Raw genomic sequence first — 16,654 nt, 5'->3', positions numbered from 1 at the left:
CTTTGACGGTGCATTTTAGCAAGGCATCCTGCACCACCTGCGTTTAAACGCGTTCCTTATGACCCGCCTGCTTTTCGCCATTCTCCTAGCCGCCACCGTGCGGGCAGCCGAACCCGCCGTTTTTGCGCTGAAAACGATGACGGCGCAGATGAAATACGACACCACCGAAATGCTCGTGCAGCCGGGCCAGCCAGTGAAAATCACCTTTGAAAACGGGGATGACCTCCCGCACAACGTGGTCTTTTGCAAGCCGGGCACCGACACGGCCGCCATGGCAATGAAGCAGATGGAAAAGCCGGAGGAGGCTCTGAAGCGGAACTGGCTGCCAGATGATCCGCGCATCTGGGCGCACTCCAAGATGCTCAATCCGCATGAAAAGGAGGTGCTGAGCTTTTCTGCTCCTGAAAAACCAGGCAGCTATCCGTATGTCTGCACGTTTCCTGGTCACGCGCTGACGATGCGCGGTGTGCTGAAAGTGGCCCCGCTGGGGGACACGCTGCATGACCTGCACTTTGCGCTCTACCTGGGAAACTGGAAAGAGCTGCCGGATTTTTCGAAGCTGAAGCCGCACCGGGAGGGCAAGATTGAGGACAATCTGCTGCAGGTGAAGCTGGACGACTACAAGAATGAGTTTGGGGTGGTTTTCACGGGGAAGCTGGTCGCTCCGAAGAAAGGATCGTATCGTTTTTATCTTTCCAGCGACGACGGTGCGCGCATCTTGATCGATGGGAAGAAGATCGTGGAGTATGACGGGATTCATCCTTCGGGAGACATCAAGGAGGCAGGGCTGACACTGGAGAAAGGAGAGCATGAGTTCCGTCTGGAGTATTTCCAAGCCGGCGGGCAGATCGAGCTGTATGCGGCGTGGAAGGCGGCGGACACGCAGATCACGCCGCTCTCCAAATGGCTGCACCCGAAATGGCAGGGCGGCGCGAAGAAGCAGAAGGAGTTCGATCCGATCCCGCTGGTGGTGAAGGATGAGACGGTGATGTACCGCAACTTCATCCAGGGAGCCGGGAACCGCGGGATCGGTGTGGGCTATCCTGGCGGAGTGAATCTGGCATGGAGCGCCGAAAGCATGAACCTGGCGCTGATCTGGCGGGGGGCCTTCATGGACGCAGCCCGTCACTGGAACTCACGCGGTGGCGGCCACGAAAAGCCGCTGGGGTATGATGTGCTGCAGCCGACAGGAGAGGTGACGCCGGCGTTTTTTGTGACAGAGAAGCCGGAAGCTGAATGGCCGAAATGGGGCAAGGTGAAGCGCCATGAGGGATTTGAATGGAGGGGCTACTCGCTGGACACAAAGCGGAGTCCGACATTCCGCTATGCGTGGCAGGGGGCGGAAGTGGAGGAGTCTTTCCAAGCCGTGGGCGACGGCAACAAGCCGGATGGGAACGCCAAACTCATACGCACCGTGAAGGTCTCCGGCAAACTGCCCGCCAATGCCTGGTATCGAATTGGCAGCGGAGCGCTGGAGGGCAAGGATGGCGTCTTTACCCTCAAGGGCACGCCGTCATGCCTCATCAGCGCCGCCGGCGCACAGATTGCCGGAAAGAACCTCGTCATTCCCGGCCGGACCGGCATCATGATCATCACCTACCAGTGGGCACAGTAACCTTTTGCCTTTTTGCACTGCCATGAAACGTTTTTTTATTCTCTCCCTGCTTTGCACCCCACTGCTGGCCGCAGATCCAGTGGAGGCTGACTATTACAAGATCACCACGTTTGACACGCCGAAGGAGACGGCGATGGAGGTAGGCTCGATCGACCTGATGCCGGACGGCAAGCTGGCGCTGGGCACACGCCGGGGTGAAATCTGGATCGTGAGCGGTGCAGGGAGCAATGATGCCTCAAACGTCAGCTACAAGCTGTTTGCTTCAGGCCTGCACGAGGTGCTGGGCATCGCCTACAATCCCAAGGACAAGAACCTGTATGCGACCACGCGTTATGAGATCACACGGCTGAAAGACACCGACCATGACGGACGAGCGGATGTGTTTGAGAACGTGAACGACAGCTGGGGCGTCTCCGGAGACTACCACGAGTATGCGATCGGGAGCCGCTTTGACAAAGCAGGAGACCTGTGGGTGACGCTGTGCCTGACAGGGTCTTTCAGCAGCGCGGTGCCGTTTCGGGGATGGGCGCTGAGGATCAAGCCTGACGGGACGATGGTGCCGACGTGCTCGGGCATCCGCAGTCCGGGGGGCGTGGGGTTTGATGCAGACGGCGAAGTCTATTACTGCGACAACCAGGGGCCATGGCATGGCTCATGCACGCTGCAGCATCTGGTGCCGGGGACTTTCCAGGGGCATCCCGGTGGGAACATCTGGTATGATCTGGCGCCGAACATGGGGCCGCGGCCGATCGATCCCCTGCCGGAGGCTTTCCAGGGAGAGCGCAGCCGCAAGGAGGACCGGCCGGGTGGAGACCCTGACCGCATGGTGATAGAGAGGCAGCGCATCAAGCAGCTGCTGCCGCCAGCGGTGTATCTGGTGCACGGAAAGGTCGGCAACTCTGCCAGCGCCATCATCTGCGACCTGAGCGGGGGGAAATTTGGCCCCTTCAGCAAGCAGCTTTTCATCGCCGATCAGAGCCACAGCAATCTGAGCCGTGTGTATCTCGAAACGGTGAACGGCATCAAGCAGGGGGTGGTGATTCCCTTCCGCAGCGGCTTTGCGAGCGGGATCATCGGCGGACGCATGGACGAAGAGGGGCGCGTGTTTGTGGGCGGCAGTGACCGCGGCTGGGGTGCACGCGGGGGAAAGCCTTTCTGTTTTGAGAAATGCGAATGGACCGGGAAAACACCCTTTGAGGTGCATGAAATGCATGCCAAGCCGGACGGATTTGAACTGACCTTCACACAGCCGGTGGATCCGGCCACGGCCGGCGATGCGAAGAGCTACAGCATGCGTGAGTTTACCTATGCGTACCGCGAGCAGTATGGCGGCGATGAAGTCGATGAGATCCTGCCCAAAATCACGGCTGCAAAGGTCTCTGAGGATGGAAAATCGGTGCGTCTGACCATCTCACCGCTGACCAAGGGGCATATCCATGAGCTGCACCTGGACGGTGTGCGGAGCGCGGAAAAGCTGCCGCTGCTACACAAGGTGGGCTATTACACGCTGAATGAAATTCCGGCGAAGTAATCACGCGCTGCCTACTTCAGCGGCGCCGCCTTGGGCACATCCGTCAGTTTCACGGATGGCCCGGGCTGCTGCTCACTGAATTCCATGGCCGCCGCAGGTTCAGCGCGCCGCACTTCGACGATGGGGATGCTGCGGGTCTGCAATGGCAGCTCGGCACGCCGCACCTGCTCTCCGTCCATAGGACGGGGGGGCTCAGCTGCCGGCAAGACCGCACGTCTCACCTCCTCATGCTCCTCAGCAGCAGCCACCACAACGGGGGACGTGTAGTTTTTCACCGCAGCGGTGATAACGGCCGCCCGAGCCGGGGCGAGGTCCATGGCGGTTTCAACAATTTTGCGCACGCGACCGGGCTCGGCATTCACCGCATCCATGGCCGCAGTGACGATCTCCCCGGCACATGCCTCATGAATGACCAGGGCTTCCTCGAGTCTCATGATCAGCTTGTCCGGCTCCATGCGGATCGAAGTGAACAGCTCTCCACACAGAGTTTCGCAACTGACTGCGGCCGGAGTCGATTTCACCGGCTGGCTCAATCCTGGCGAAACCGCCAAGACCAGCAGACAGCAAACAATGGAGATCAGGCGCATGAGTGGGAGAGACTGCATGAATGACGGATTCAAATGGTCTTCCTTCAAATCATCTTTTTGGCATTTTAGATTTTTCTGGCGTGGGATTTAGCAATTGATCTGATCCTGCCCGACGTGCTCGAATGAACTGTTCAGGCGAAACCCGATTGAGAGGAGTATCAGCATATCCTTGTCCAGGATTCACATAAGGACCGAGCCGCACTTCGAAATGCAGATGTGCCAAATAGGCACCTTCAGCCGTGCCAACGGTGCCTATCCGGAGGCCGCGTTCCACTTGCTGCCCGCTCTGCACTTCAATGGTTGCCAGGTGGGCGTAAACGGTCTGAACGACGGGGCCGAGTTCGTCTCCGTCAGGCAGGCGATGAGCTATGAAGATCATTTTGCCCCAACCTGGACCGGGACTTCCCGCATAGACCACCTGACCGGCCCCTGCTGCGTAAACAGCATCTCCCAAATCCGAGTTCCCGCCGCCGATGCCGTTGAGATCGTCTCCCAGATGACGCTGGATGCGAAAGGGCTGGGCATTGTAAGTTAGTGCGCCATGCTCAGACCCCATGGGCATGTCAAAGCGTGCCGCCACGGGCAAAGCAGCTATTTCGAGCGGTGCCAAGCGAAGAAATGCAGGATCAAGCGGCCTGGTCTTTTGAGCCAACCCGCTCCTGAAACGCAGCCAGATGATGCCAAGCAGCACCGCCACGAGAGTCAGGGGTAAAAGTACTCGCATGATGCGCACCAGTGTCTGCATGCGGGAGATTCGAGGGCTGCGGTGGCGTTGCAAAGGGAACGTGCCTCCCTTTATTGTCAGCATTATCTTTGAACATGATCTCCCCATCCTCGTTTGGTGCCCCCAAAGTCTCCGTCTTCAACGGCCCAGCCAGCTATGATGACGCCGATGCCCTCCGTCAGCAGATCGAGGCCGCGATCAACGCGCTGGAGCTTTCGGCGGATTTCATCAAGCCGGGGGACCGGGTGGTGATCAAGCCGAACTGGGTGAAGGAGCACAATGCGAGCAAGCCGGAGGATGAAGGCGGCTGGCTGACGATCATCACACACCCCTTGGTAGTGCGCGAAGTGGCGCGGTGGGCGGCAAAGAAGCTGCAGGGACGTGGCTCTGTGACGCTGTGTGATGCACCGCAGAGTGATTCGTCGTTTGCGACCATCCGCAGGCTGCACCGGCTGGATGACATGGTAACGGACCTGACGAAGGAGTTTCCTGGAGTGGCCTTCCTGCTTTTTGACATGCGCTGCGAGGAATGGACGATTGATGACGGGGTAACGATCGCGAAACGGGAACTGCCGAGTGATCCGTCCGGGGCCGTGGACATTCACCTGGATGAGGACAGCGAGTTTCTAGGGCATCCCGGCCTGGGCAAGCTGTATGGGGCGTCGTTTGATTTTGCGACAACGAACCGGCAGCATACGGACCCGCACCATGAATACCGGATCTGCCGCACGCCGATGAACGCGGATGTGCTGATCAATGTGCCGAAGCTGAAGACACACAAGAAGGTGGGGCTGACGGTGGCGCTGAAGAACTTGGTGGGTACCACGCCGCGCACGAACTGGCTGCCGCGCCACACGGAGGGTACGCCAGCGGAAGGCGGCGACCAGTTTGCGGAATCCACCGCCAAGCGGGCGCTGGAAGGGACGCTGATGCGGAATGCTAAGAAGATCCTCTTTGGGCGGTTCTTTCTCTCCAAGCTTTTTGTGCCGCTGAAGAAGCTGGGGCGGATGGTGTTTGGCGATACGAAGGAGGTCGTGCGCTCCGGCAACTGGCATGGGAACAACACGGCGTGGCGGATGATCCTGGACCTGCACAAGTGCTTCTTCTATTTCGACGGACGTGGCGAGAAGCGGGAGAAGCCGCTGCGCTACCTGACGATTGTGGACGGGATCATCGGCGGAGATGGAGACGGGCCGATGTCGTGCGATCCTGTGGCAAGCGGTGTCATCATCGCGGGAACCCATCCGGTGGCGGTGGATTGTGTGAGCGCGCAACTGATGGGGCTCAACTGGAAGAAGACGCGGCTGCTCAAGGATGCGTTTGAGGTGAAGCGTCTGCCGATTGTGGGATTCAGGCCGTCAGAGATCACGGTGGCCTCAAACAAGGCGGAGTGGAAGGGACCGTTTGAGGAGATGAAGGACTGCTTTGAGTTTCAGTGCCACTTTGGGTGGAGCGGTCATCTGGAGAGCGATGAGAGGCTGGCGCGGATGGGGAAGCGTGCTTGAAGCACGCCCCCCCCACGGATGGAGGGATCCATAAGATCCCTCCTCCACTCAGAGCTTACTCAAAATGCATCTTGCCGATGTCTGAGCGGCGCTGGAGACCATCGAAAGTGATCTTGGTGCTTTCAGCGTAGGCTTTATCGCGGGCTTCGACGCGAGTGGCCCCCTGGGCGACGACGGCGAGGACGCGGCCGCCATTGGTCTCGAACTGGCCTGCGGTGTTCTTTTTGGTGCCGCAGTGATAGACGCGAGCGCCGCTGACGGATTCCAAGCCGGAGATGACGTCGCCGCAGCGGGAGGTAGCGGGATAGCCGGCACTGGCGCTGATGAGGCAGATGCTCCAGCCGGGCTCGAAGCGGATGAGGTCGGGCTGGAGATTTCCTTTGGCGGCCTCGAAGGCGTAGGTGGCGAAGTCTCCGCGCACCATGGGGAGGACGGCTTCGGCTTCGGGATCGCCGAAGCGGCAGTTGTACTCGATGACCTGGGGGCCGGTGGGGGTGAGCATGAGGCCGAAGTAGAGGAAGCCGCGATATTTGAGGCCGTCCTTCAAGATGCCCTGCACGGTGGGCTGGACGATCTCGAGCTCGATGCGCTGCATGAGGGCGGGATCGGCAAGTTCGAGCGAGGCGACGGCGCCCATGCCGCCGGTGTTGGGGCCCTGGTCGTTGTCGCGGATGCGCTTGTAGTCACGGGCAGGCATGAGGATCTGATATTTGTCGTCGCACACGGAGGCGAAGACGGAGATTTCGGGGCCGGTGAGGCATTTTTCGACGAGCAGATCGCCGGGGCCGAAGCAGCGCTTTTCCATGACGTCATCGACGAAAGCCTCGGCCTCGTCTTTGGCGGTGCAGACGGCGACGCCTTTGCCGGCGGCCAGGCCATCGAACTTGAGCACGATGGGGAGCTCCGTGAGAGCGGCTTTGGCCTCGGCGGCGTTGGTGCAGATGGTGAAATCAGCCGTGGGGATGCCGTGGCGTTTGAGGAACTTTTTCGCGAAGGTCTTGGAGGCCTCAAGCTGGGCGATTTCCTTGCGGGGGCCCCAGCAGGGGATGCCGGCCTCGGCACAAAGATTGGACAGGCCGCCGTCTTTGACGAGGAGTGCCTCTTCACCGGCCATGCAGAGGTCGATGTTGTTCTGCTTCATCCAGGTGATCAACTCGGGCAGGCTGGCGGCGTCCACGCGGGTGGCGAGGGTGGCGATGGCGTCGCTGCCCGGATAGACGAAGAGTTCATGCTTTTGAGGCGATTCGCTGAGCGCCGTGATGAGTGCGTGTTCGCGTCCGCCTTTGCCAGTAACGAGGATTTTCATGGGCCGGGATGCTTAGCGCGCCGGGGCGGCAGCGCAAGCCTGCACGAGAGGCCGGGTTCTAAGAACTTTCAGCCCCGGACGTTGGAGGCAGCATGAAACGCAGCCTTCTTCTGAGCTCTGTGGCACTTTTCTCCTGCATGCGCCAGGAAAACGTCGGTGCAGACACCCCGGCCACGCGGATCGACGCTGCGCTGGTGCGTGACTACCAGACGGCGCAACAGCAGCAGCGCCAGCACAACCGCACGCCTCTGCCTGCCCTGCCGCCATTGGCCGACGATGCCGTCTTTCTGCGCCGTGCCTGCATCGACCTTGCCGGCAGACTGCCGAGGCCAGACGAGGTACGCAGCTTTCTCACGAGTGGCGTCCCAGCCAAACGAGCCCTGCTGACTGATGCCCTGCTCAAGGAACCCGGAGCCGCCGAGGTACGCTTCCGCATGCTGGCGGAGACGTTTCGCGTGAAGGAAGACGAGGTCGTGATCGCCTGGCTGCGGCAGGCGGCGGCGGATGACCGGCCGTATGATCAGATCATCACCTATTTGATCGGCGAAGGTCACATGAGCCGCCGCGATGAAGGCAATGCCTACCGCACCGGCGTGGAGACAGCCTATGCTGTGCTGGGGGAAGACCTGCACTGTGCGCAGTGCCACGATCACCCCTTCAACGACCACACGCAGATGGAGAGCCACCAGTTTGCCGCGTGCTTCACTCAGAATGACCAGTTCGACAACATCCGGCTGCCATCACAATACAAGTACCGGGATGGAAAGTCGGGGGAACAGGTGAAGCCCAGGCTGCTTCAGATGACCCGCGAGCCCGCACCTGCCATGAAACGCGACCAGGACCCGCACATGCAGGTGGCGCATTGGATCACGCATGAAAGCAGCCGGCGCTTTGGCTACGTGGCCGCCATGCGGATATGGAGCAGCTTGTTTGGAATGCCCGGCCAGCATGTGGACCGCACCGTGGGCGGAAGCGATCCGGCCCCTTCATGGGAGGAAGTACACGAGAGATCTGACATTCCCGCCACTCGCAGGTGCTGCTATGCATCGGTGCATCCCAACAGTCTTGCATGGATCGGCCAAAACTTCGCCCAACGTTCGGCGGTCAATGCCGAAGTCGTGCTGGCGGATGAATTCCGCCGCTGCGGCTATCGTATCGGCCAGTTCCAGCGCATTCTGGCGCGCACTGATGCGTACCAGCGCTCCAGCATCGTCATGAACACTGACTGGAACAGCAGCTCTCTGGTGCCCGCACCTCACATCCGCCGGCTGCCCGCCGAAGTGATCTGGGACGTAGTGTCTGCCGAAAAAAGTGGGCAACTGCCGCAGGTGCCGCCGCTGGAGCATCCCCTGCGCATGCTGGGCCGCGGCTCGCGTGAGTGGTCTGATGAAAGCATCACTCCGCTCTCGCATGAACTCGCCCGGTTCATGATGAACAGCCCGGACATGCAAAACACCGTGGACGCCGAGCCCGCGGATATGTCCACCGAAGATCTGTTCATTTCCTTTCTCGGCCGCTATCCCAGCGGCGTGGAAAAAGCGGCCGCCCAGCAGCACCGCAGTGAGTCGCCAAAGACGGCGGCCCAGGACATCGCCTGGGCTCTGCTGAACACACGGGAGTTCATGTTCAGGCCGTGAGTTTGCTGATGTAGCATTTGCAGACGCTACGTGGAAGTTGTTAAGACTTACCACCACAAGATCATACCCGCCATGCCAACCACCAGGACGAAAGACAGCAAGAGCAGGAAGAACGGCGCAGCCGCCAGGTTTAAACAGCCGCCGGTGCTGTTCGACAAGACGCAGACGATGATCAAGAAGATCCAGGAACGCCTGGGTGGCAAGCTGCTGACTTACTGGAACGGACCGCGTGGATCCGTCTGCCACAGTGATGTGACGGCACTGTTCAAGCTGCTCGAACACATCGGCATGCAGGAGAAGATTTTCATCTTCATCAAATCCGACGGCGGCAACGGGCGCGCGGCGCTGCGCATGGTGAACCTCATCCGCCGCTACTGCCAGAGGCTGGTAGCCCTGGTGCCTCTTGAGTGCGCCTCCGCAGCCACAATGATCGCCCTGGGGGCGGAGGACATTCAGATGGGGGCCATCGCTTATCTGACGGCGGTGGACACCTCACTGACCCACGATCTGTCCCCGATCGACCGCGACAATGACCGTGTGAGCGTGAGCCTGGACGAAGTGAAGCGCATCATCAACCTTTGGCGAAAAAACGAGAACGCCACGCGCGACATGAACCCCTATCATGCGCTGTTCCAGCACATTCACCCGCTGGTGATCGGTGCGGTGGACCGGGCAGACTCGCTTTCCTTGATGCTTTGCGAGGAGATCCTCTCCCACCACATTCAGGACCAGGGCCGGAGGAGTGAGATCGCTGCGACGCTGAACTCCAAATATCCGTCCCACGCCTATCCGATTCTCATCAACGAAGCCAAGAAGATCGGACTCAACGCGCTGCCCATGGACCCGGATGTGGCGTCACTGCTGCTCGATCTGAACCATCTTTACAGCGAGATGGGACAGAAGGCGACCACAGACATCAGTGACACGGAATCCCACAGCAACGAGATCATCAACATTCTTGAGCGCGAAGGCTGCCAGATCTACTTCCAGCAGGACAAAGACTGGTTTTACCGCACGGAAGAGCGGCGCTGGATCGTGCTGAACGATGCGAGCGGCTGGCATCAGGCCATCCGCCGCAAAGGCAAAGTGGCCCAGGAATCCCTCTACCTTTGATCCGGCTCCGGCGTTGGATCAGATGCTAGTCCCTGGAACCGGGGGTGATCTTCATCTGCACTTCCTTGCCTTCGCGCTGGACGCTGATGGTTGTCTCCTTGCCGATCTTGAGATCTCCCATGACGTAGGTGTAGTCGTAGATGTTGGTGATGTCTTTGCCGCCGAGTTTGATGATGATGTCACCGGCTTTGACGCCTGCCTTGGCGGCGGGGCCGATGGGGGAGACACCGCTGAGTTTGACGCCTTTGATGTCTCCCTGTGCGTAGTCTGGGATGGTGCCAAGGTAGGCGCGAAGGCCGGTGCGGGCCCCCTGGTTTTTCGGGGCCTCCATGGCGACGTAGTCGGGAGGGGAATCGGTGGTGGCGATGCCACGGGCGATGAGGCCCATGAGCTTGGCGATCTTGGCGGCATTGACGTAGTCGATCTTGTCCGCGGTGTCGCTGGGCATGTGGTAGTCGGCGTGGGAGCCGGTGAAGGCGTTTAGCGTGGGGATGCCGCGCAGGTAGAAGGCGGTGCTGTCAGTGGGAAGGTGGGCGTCGTTTTGCGTGGTGATGGGCAGGCCGATGGGGGCATTGCGTTTTTCGATTTCCTTGGCCCAAATGGAGCTGCTGCCAAGTCCCTGCATGACAAGCGTCTTCTGGAAGCGGCCTATCATGTCCATGTTCAGGCAGGCGGCAAACATGCCGGTGAGCTTGGCGTTGGCGTCTCCCTTGATCATCTTGGCATAGACTTCGACGAAGTGATTGCTGCCGAGGAGGCCGAGCTCTTCGCCGCTCCAGGCAGCGAAGATGATGTCGCGCTTGAGCTGGAGCCTGCCCTGCTTTTTCAGATCGGCGAGCCACTGGGCGATTTCGAGGACGGCGGAGGTGCCGGAGGCGTTGTCGTCAGCACCGTGGTGGATCTTGTTCACTTCATCGCCCTTGGCGCGTGAGTTGGAACCGCCGCTGCTGCCGAGGTGATCCACGTGCGCACAAACGATGAGGGGGGCGACGTGCGGATCGGGTTTGTCGCCATAAGGCAGCACGCCGAGGACATTGCGGCCTTTTTTCTTCTCCTGCTGGATGACGATATTGGCAGAGAGGGTGAGACCTTTGCAGTCGATGCCGCCCATGAGGTCGCCATTGTCGAGCTTGTCCTGGAGTTCCTTGAGGTTCTTGCCGGCACTGGCGAGGAGCTTGTCGCCGACGGCATCGGTGATGCTGATGGCGGCGATGCCGCTGGTGGCTAGGGAGGCATCAAAGGTCAGAGGGGAGAGCTGCTGCACTACTTTGGAATTGGGGCCGCTTACGACGATCAAGCCGCGCGCACCTTTCTGGCGGGCGGTGAGCGCCTTGTAGCGCAGGCTGGCGTAGCGGCTGAGGTCGTTGCGGCGCTCCTGCGTGATGCCTTCGGGCAGGTAGCGGAAAACGAGCACCCATTTGTCCTTCACATCGAGGTGGGCGTAGCTGCTGTAGGGTTCCAGTTTCTTGCCGTCGTTGCCGGTGGCTTCGTCCGGGGTTTCAATGCCGTAACCGGCGAAGACGATGCCTGCGGCTTTGACCTCGCCGTTTTGGGAGAAGGAGAGAGGTTTCCAGTCCTGATCAACGGCCAAAGACTGGTCGCCGAGTTTCAAAGAATTTCCATCGCCGAGGGCGACGCCGGCGGTGAAGTCGAAGTTGTCGAAGTAGGTGTCGTCATCGCCCATGGGGGCGAGGCCGATTTTCTGGAAGACATCGGCGACATACTGGGTGGCGAGTTTTTCGCCTTCGGTGCCGGTGAGCCGGCCGCCGAGGGCATCGCTGGCGAGGTAGGTGACCTGCTGCTTCATGTCTTCGGGGCGGATCTCGGCGGCGGTGGCGGCAAAATCGGGCTCGGGAGATTTGGCGACCACTGCCTGGGGATCGGTCTTGAGGCCGAGGGCGGTGAGGGCGTGGTCGTGGTCCCAGTCGGCGAGGTAAATCTGGGAGGCTCCCCCTGCCCCGCGACCGCTGGTCCAGGAGAGCTTCTTGCCATCTGGCGTAAAGACAGGGAGGCCGTCGAAACCGTCTGTGGTGGTGACGCGGACGGGGGCGTGCTTGCCAGCGGCATCGACGATGTAGAGCTCGAAATTGGCAAAACCGTTGAGGTTGGTGGTGAAGATGAGGTATTCGCCGCTGGGATGGAAGTAGGGAGCCCAGCTCATGGCGCCGAGCTTGGTGATGGCTTTTTGGTCGCTGCCATCGGCGTTCATGGTCCAGACTTCAGCAACGTCTCCCTTGGGCGTGAAGCGGCGCCAGCAGATGCGTTTGCCATCGGCGCTGAAAAAGGGGCCGCCATCGTAGCCGGGGGCATCGGTGAGGCGCTTCACGTTGGAACCGTCGGCATCGGCGGTGTAGATCTCCATGAAGTACTGCTTGTCGATCTTGAGACGCTCCTCGTCCTCCTTGCTGAGTTTGGTTTCGTAGGCCTGGCGGTTGCTGGCGAAGACGATTTTTTTGCCATCGGGCGAGTAGTCGCCTTCAGCATCGTAGCCGCGGATGTGGGTGAGGTTTTTGAGGGATTTGTCCACCAAGGAGTATTCCCAGATGTCGTAATGCTCGTCGTAGTCCCAGGAGTAGCGGCGGACTTTGGCGTTCTTGCGCTCCTCATACTCAGCGGCTTGCAGCTTTTTGGAGTCGGGATCGGTATGGGTGGAGGCAAAGAGCACGCGTTTGCCATCGGGATGAATCCAGGCGCAGGTGGTCTTGCCCATGCCGGGGGAGATGCGCTCTTGGTCGCCGGTTTCGAGATCCATGAGGTAAATCTGATAGAAGGGGTTTCCCTCCTCGCGCTCGGACTGGAAGATCATCTTGGTGCCATCGGCGGAGAAGTAGCCCTCCCCCGAGCGTTTGCCCTCGAAGGTGAGCTGGCGCGTGTTTGTCAGGAAATCCGCCTCGGTCTGGGCAAGGACGGCAGTGGAGAAGAACAGGAAGGCGAGCAGGCGCATGGTTTGAGAGAAAGAACATACGTCCGGCGAGGATGTTTGCAGAAACTTTGAGCATGCATCTTGCCCGAATCCGGGTTTGATCCGGCCCAAACTTCCCCCCCCAACCATGCGTTTACTCCCCCTGCTCTCTCTTTTTCCCCTGCTGGTTTCCGCCGCGGAACCAGTGTCTCTGTTTGATGGCAAGACGCTCAACGGCTGGGACGGAGAAAAAACCAAGGTATGGCGCGTGCAGGACGGGGTGATCGTGGGTGGCTCGCTGGAGGGAAATCCGCAGAATGAGTTTCTGACCTCGAAGAAGGTGTATCGGAACTTCATCCTTCGGCTGGAGTACAAGCTGGAAGGCACGGAGGGCTTTGTGAACGGGGGCGTGCAGTTCCGCAGCGTGCGCATCGCACAGCCGCCGAATGAGATGAGCGGCTATCAGGCGGACATCGGAGCGGGCTACACGGGCTGCCTGTATGACGAGTCCCGCCGCAAAAAAATGCTGCTTCAGCCGGCGAAGGAGCTGATCGAAAAAGCGGAGAAGCCAGGCGAGTGGAACACGTATGAAATTCGCGCCGAGGAGCAGCGCATTCAGTTGTTTGTGAACAAGGTGCGCACGGTGGACTACACGGAGCGCGAGCCGGGCATCGACCTCAAGGGACTCATCGCCCTGCAGATTCATGGCAAGTGCAAGGCGCAGATTTCCTTCCGCAACATCACCATCGAGGCCCTGCCGGACGCGCTGGTGCCGGAGGAGAAGGATGTGCTGAACCGCTTTGGCAGTCCGGGGGCTGCAGTGGCCAAGCATGAGGCGTTCAAGGATGGCAAGTTTGTGCTGGAGCAGGACGAGGTGATCGTGATGGCAGGCCAGGAGAATCTGGTGCGCGAGCAGAAGGTGGGCGAATTTGAAGCGGTGTTCGGCACGGCCTTCGCGGCGAAGCGGCCGCGTTTTCGCTCGATGGCCTGGGAGGGCGACACGGTGTATGAGCAGTGGCGGGATTTGAATTTCGGCGACTGGAAGGCGCAGCTCGATGCTGCGGGCGCGGGCATTGTGATCGCACAGTTTGGCCAGACGGAGTCGTTTGATGGCGTGAAACGGCTGGCGGAGTTCAAGTCGGCGTATCACCGGCTGCTGGACCAGTTTTCTGCGCAGACACCGCGCCTGGTGCTGGTTTCGCCGATGCCGTTTGAAAAGCCCACGGCATCGCATGCGCCGGACATCACGCAGCGGAATGCCGATGTGAAGGCGTATGCGGAGGCGGTGCGCGAAGTAGCGAAGCAGCGCGGGGCGGTGTTTGTGGATCTGTTCACACCTCTGGCAGCGCGCAAGGGGGAGCGGCTCACTGACGATGGTCTGCACCTGAATGCACTGGGACTGCGCGTGGTGGCGCGGGAGATCGCGCAGCAGCTTGGGGCTTCAGCAAGTGATGCCGATGACCTGGCGGCGGTTAAGGCGGCGATCGTGGAAAAGAACCGCCTGTGGTTTGACTGCTGGCGTCCGGCGAACTGGTCGTTTGTGTATGGCGACCGGGTGACGCAGATGTTTGGCAAGCCTGCGCAGGACGCCCCTTCCCTGCGTGAGAGCTTTGAGGAGCGCAAGCCGCTCGTGGCGAAACTGGACGCGCGCATCCATGCGCTGGCGAAGGGCGAGAAAGTGCAGGAAGAGCCCAAGGCGGAATCTCGCGTGGTCACGGAGACGGTGCTCACACCGGAGCAGCAGATGGCGGCTTTCACGGTGGCGGAAGGGTATGAGATGAATCTTTTCGCCTCCGAGGCGGAGGGCGTGGCGAAGCCGACCCAGTTCTCCTGGGATGAACGCGGGCGACTGTATGTGGCCTGCTCACCGACGTATCCGCAAACGCGGCTGGGCATCAAGCCGTCTGATTTCATCCTGGTGCTGGAGGACACGGATGGTGATGGCAAGGCGGACAAATCCACACGTTTTGCGGAAGGTCTGACGATGGTTCAGGGCGTGGAAGTGGGCGCGGGCGGTGTGTATGTGTGTGACTTTGACCAGATCGTGCATCTGAAGGACACAAATGGCGACGGCAAGGCGGACGAGAAGACGGTGCTGTTTTCAGGCTTTGGCATCGGCGACACCCACCAGCTGGCGAACTCGATCTGTCATGGGCCGGATGGCGCGCTGTGGTTCACGCAGGGGCTGCATGCTTTCTCACGCGTGGAAACAGCCTGGGGGCTGGCGCGGCTGGAGAAGGCAGGCGTATGGAAGCTGAACCCGCGCACGCAGAAAATGGAAGCCTACTTCAACGGCGGCAAGGCGGGGCACAACTGCTGGGGCGTGGCGTTTGATGACTACAACCAGGTCTTCCACAAGAGCGGCGACCGCCCTGTGGGCTACTACAGCGTACCGGGGCTGGTGGCGCTGGCTGATCCGGATGAGTATCATCCCACAGGCGCGTTGTTTGACTCGAATCCGAAGACGAACAGCCTGGAATTCATCGGCACGAAGGCGCTGCCGGATGACATTCAGGGATGCGCGCTGATTGGAGGGTACTTTGGCAATGTGGTGGAGCTGCACCGCCTGGAAGACGATGGCTCAGGCTTCAAGAGCACGCAGCTGCCAAAGCTAGTGAAATCGAGCGACACTTCGTTTCGGCCCGTGGATGTGAGCATCGGGCCGGATGGCGCGATGTATCTGTGCGACTGGTTCAATCCGGTGATCGGCCACTACCAGGCCAGCTATGCGGACCCACGGCGTGACCGCTCGCATGGACGCATCTGGCGCATCTCGGCCAAGGGCCGCGCACCGGTGAAGCAGCCAAAGCTGGCAGAGATGAAACCGGCGGAACTGCTGGAACAGCTGAAGGCGCCGGAGCGCTGGACGCGCTACCAGGCGAAGCGCCTGCTGTTTGATGCACCGACGGAGGAAGTGCTGAAAGCAGCGGATGACTTCATCACGAAAAATGATGACGAACATTTGCTGATGGAAATCTGCGGCGTGTATGAGTCGCACGAGACACCGAACGAAGGTTTGGTAAAACGCCTGCTGAAGGCGAAGGATGCGCGTGTGCGTGCCTATGGCGCCAGAGCGACCCATTCGCTGGAGCTACTGGCTCAGGCGGTGCGGGATGAGAACCCGCGCGTGCGTCTTGAGGCGGTGGTGGCCTGCGCGCATGTGACCAAGCCCGAAGCGGTGGAAGCAGCGGTGCAGGCCCTGGACAAGCCAACGGACAGGTTCATTGATTATGCCCTCAAGCAGGTGGTGAAGAGCCTGAAACCACACTACGTGCCGGTGCTGGCAAAACTGAGCTTTGGCGGCAATGCCAGACACGCTGAGTATGTGAAGAAAATCGCCAGCGCGGCGGCAGTGGCGGATCATCCGGGCAAGGCGGTTTATGATGCGCTGTGCCTGAACTGCCACCAGCCCGAGGGCAAAGGACTGCCCGGCGTGTATCCATCCATCGCAGGAAGCGACTGGGTGGCGGGAGATGCCACACGCCTGATCAAAATGCTGACCCACGGCCTCAGCGGGCCCATTCGTGTGAATGGCGAGGAGTTCAAGCAGCTTGCCCCTCTGCCGATGCCCCCCATGGGGCTGAACGACCAGCAGGTGGCCGATGTGCTCAGCTATGTGAGGGCCAATTTCGGCAACCAGGCGGGTGCGGTGACGCCTGAACAGGTGAAAACCGTGCGTGCGGCCAATGAGGAGCGTACAGCGCTGTGGACGGCTGAGGAACTGGCGAAGTAGG

Annotated in this window: 10 protein-coding genes; 6 read left to right on the top strand and 4 right to left on the bottom strand. The window is 60.4% G+C overall.

What is annotated here, in order from left to right:
• The first annotated feature begins 58 nt into the window (after positions 1–58).
• A complete protein-coding gene (locus ACFQDI_RS01435) occupies positions 59–1,615 on the top strand; it encodes a PA14 domain-containing protein (RefSeq protein WP_377162640.1) in 1,557 nt (518 codons plus the stop codon).
• A 22-nt stretch (positions 1,616–1,637) separates the two neighbouring features.
• Positions 1,638–3,146, top strand: a complete 1,509-nt coding sequence (locus tag ACFQDI_RS01430) for a DUF7133 domain-containing protein (protein WP_377162638.1) — start codon at positions 1,638–1,640, stop codon at positions 3,144–3,146.
• 11 nt (positions 3,147–3,157) lie between these two features.
• Here the strand turns inward: ACFQDI_RS01430 and ACFQDI_RS01425 are convergent, their stop codons facing one another.
• Positions 3,158–3,751: a hypothetical protein gene (locus ACFQDI_RS01425; protein ID WP_377162636.1), complete on the bottom strand. Its 594-nt coding sequence runs from the start codon at positions 3,749–3,751 to the stop codon at positions 3,158–3,160.
• A gap of 31 nt (positions 3,752–3,782) precedes the next feature.
• Positions 3,783–4,478, bottom strand: coding sequence for a M23 family metallopeptidase (locus ACFQDI_RS01420; protein ID WP_377162634.1), 696 nt, complete (start codon positions 4,476–4,478; stop codon positions 3,783–3,785).
• A 74-nt stretch (positions 4,479–4,552) separates the two neighbouring features.
• On the opposite strand from ACFQDI_RS01420, the gene ACFQDI_RS01415 reads away from it, so the two are divergent.
• Positions 4,553–5,962: a DUF362 domain-containing protein gene (locus tag ACFQDI_RS01415; RefSeq protein ID WP_377162632.1), complete on the top strand. Its 1,410-nt coding sequence runs from the start codon at positions 4,553–4,555 to the stop codon at positions 5,960–5,962.
• A gap of 55 nt (positions 5,963–6,017) precedes the next feature.
• Here ACFQDI_RS01415 and purD read toward each other — a convergent pair whose 3' ends face one another.
• Positions 6,018–7,268, bottom strand: a complete 1,251-nt coding sequence (gene purD, locus ACFQDI_RS01410; RefSeq protein ID WP_377162630.1) for a phosphoribosylamine--glycine ligase — start codon at positions 7,266–7,268, stop codon at positions 6,018–6,020.
• Positions 7,269–7,360: 92 nt separating this feature from the next.
• On the opposite strand from purD, the gene ACFQDI_RS01405 reads away from it, so the two are divergent.
• Together ACFQDI_RS01405 and ACFQDI_RS01400 are read left to right on the top strand one after the other, a co-directional pair.
• On the top strand, positions 7,361–8,905 hold the full coding sequence (locus ACFQDI_RS01405) for a DUF1549 domain-containing protein (RefSeq protein ID WP_377162628.1): 1,545 nt from the start codon (positions 7,361–7,363) through the stop codon (positions 8,903–8,905).
• Between the two features lie 72 nt (positions 8,906–8,977).
• Positions 8,978–10,018 carry a hypothetical protein gene (locus ACFQDI_RS01400; RefSeq protein ID WP_377162627.1) on the top strand — a complete coding sequence of 347 codons (1,041 nt, stop codon included), beginning with the start codon at positions 8,978–8,980 and terminating at the stop codon, positions 10,016–10,018.
• Between the two features lie 25 nt (positions 10,019–10,043).
• On the opposite strand, the gene ACFQDI_RS01395 is transcribed toward ACFQDI_RS01400, so the two are convergent.
• Positions 10,044–12,962 carry a M28 family peptidase gene (locus ACFQDI_RS01395; protein WP_377162625.1) on the bottom strand — a complete coding sequence of 973 codons (2,919 nt, stop codon included), beginning with the start codon at positions 12,960–12,962 and terminating at the stop codon, positions 10,044–10,046.
• Positions 12,963–13,068: 106 nt separating this feature from the next.
• On the opposite strand from ACFQDI_RS01395, the gene ACFQDI_RS01390 reads away from it, so the two are divergent.
• Complete coding sequence (locus ACFQDI_RS01390) at positions 13,069–16,653, top strand: PVC-type heme-binding CxxCH protein (RefSeq protein WP_377162623.1); 3,585 nt, start codon at positions 13,069–13,071, stop codon at positions 16,651–16,653.
• Position 16,654: the final 1 nt, after the last annotated feature.

The organism is Prosthecobacter fluviatilis (assembly GCF_042655725.1).
GTDB classification, from domain to species: domain Bacteria; phylum Verrucomicrobiota; class Verrucomicrobiia; order Verrucomicrobiales; family Verrucomicrobiaceae; genus Prosthecobacter; species Prosthecobacter fluviatilis.
Note: the sequence above shows the minus strand (reverse complement) of the source record. Positions and strands in the feature narration are given on the sequence as shown.

Coding starts and splice junctions, on each gene's coding strand:
- ACFQDI_RS01435 (WP_377162640.1), top strand. CDS start 59: ATGACCCGCCTGCTTTTCGCCATTCTCCTAGCCGCCACCGTGCGGGCA.
- ACFQDI_RS01430 (WP_377162638.1), top strand. CDS start 1,638: ATGAAACGTTTTTTTATTCTCTCCCTGCTTTGCACCCCACTGCTGGCC.
- ACFQDI_RS01425 (WP_377162636.1), bottom strand. CDS start 3,751: ATGCAGTCTCTCCCACTCATGCGCCTGATCTCCATTGTTTGCTGTCTG.
- ACFQDI_RS01415 (WP_377162632.1), top strand. CDS start 4,553: ATGATCTCCCCATCCTCGTTTGGTGCCCCCAAAGTCTCCGTCTTCAAC.
- ACFQDI_RS01405 (WP_377162628.1), top strand. CDS start 7,361: ATGAAACGCAGCCTTCTTCTGAGCTCTGTGGCACTTTTCTCCTGCATG.
- ACFQDI_RS01400 (WP_377162627.1), top strand. CDS start 8,978: ATGCCAACCACCAGGACGAAAGACAGCAAGAGCAGGAAGAACGGCGCA.
- ACFQDI_RS01390 (WP_377162623.1), top strand. CDS start 13,069: ATGCGTTTACTCCCCCTGCTCTCTCTTTTTCCCCTGCTGGTTTCCGCC.
- purD (WP_377162630.1), bottom strand. CDS start 7,268: ATGAAAATCCTCGTTACTGGCAAAGGCGGACGCGAACACGCACTCATC.
- ACFQDI_RS01420 (WP_377162634.1), bottom strand. CDS start 4,478: ATGCAGACACTGGTGCGCATCATGCGAGTACTTTTACCCCTGACTCTC.
- ACFQDI_RS01395 (WP_377162625.1), bottom strand. CDS start 12,962: ATGCGCCTGCTCGCCTTCCTGTTCTTCTCCACTGCCGTCCTTGCCCAG.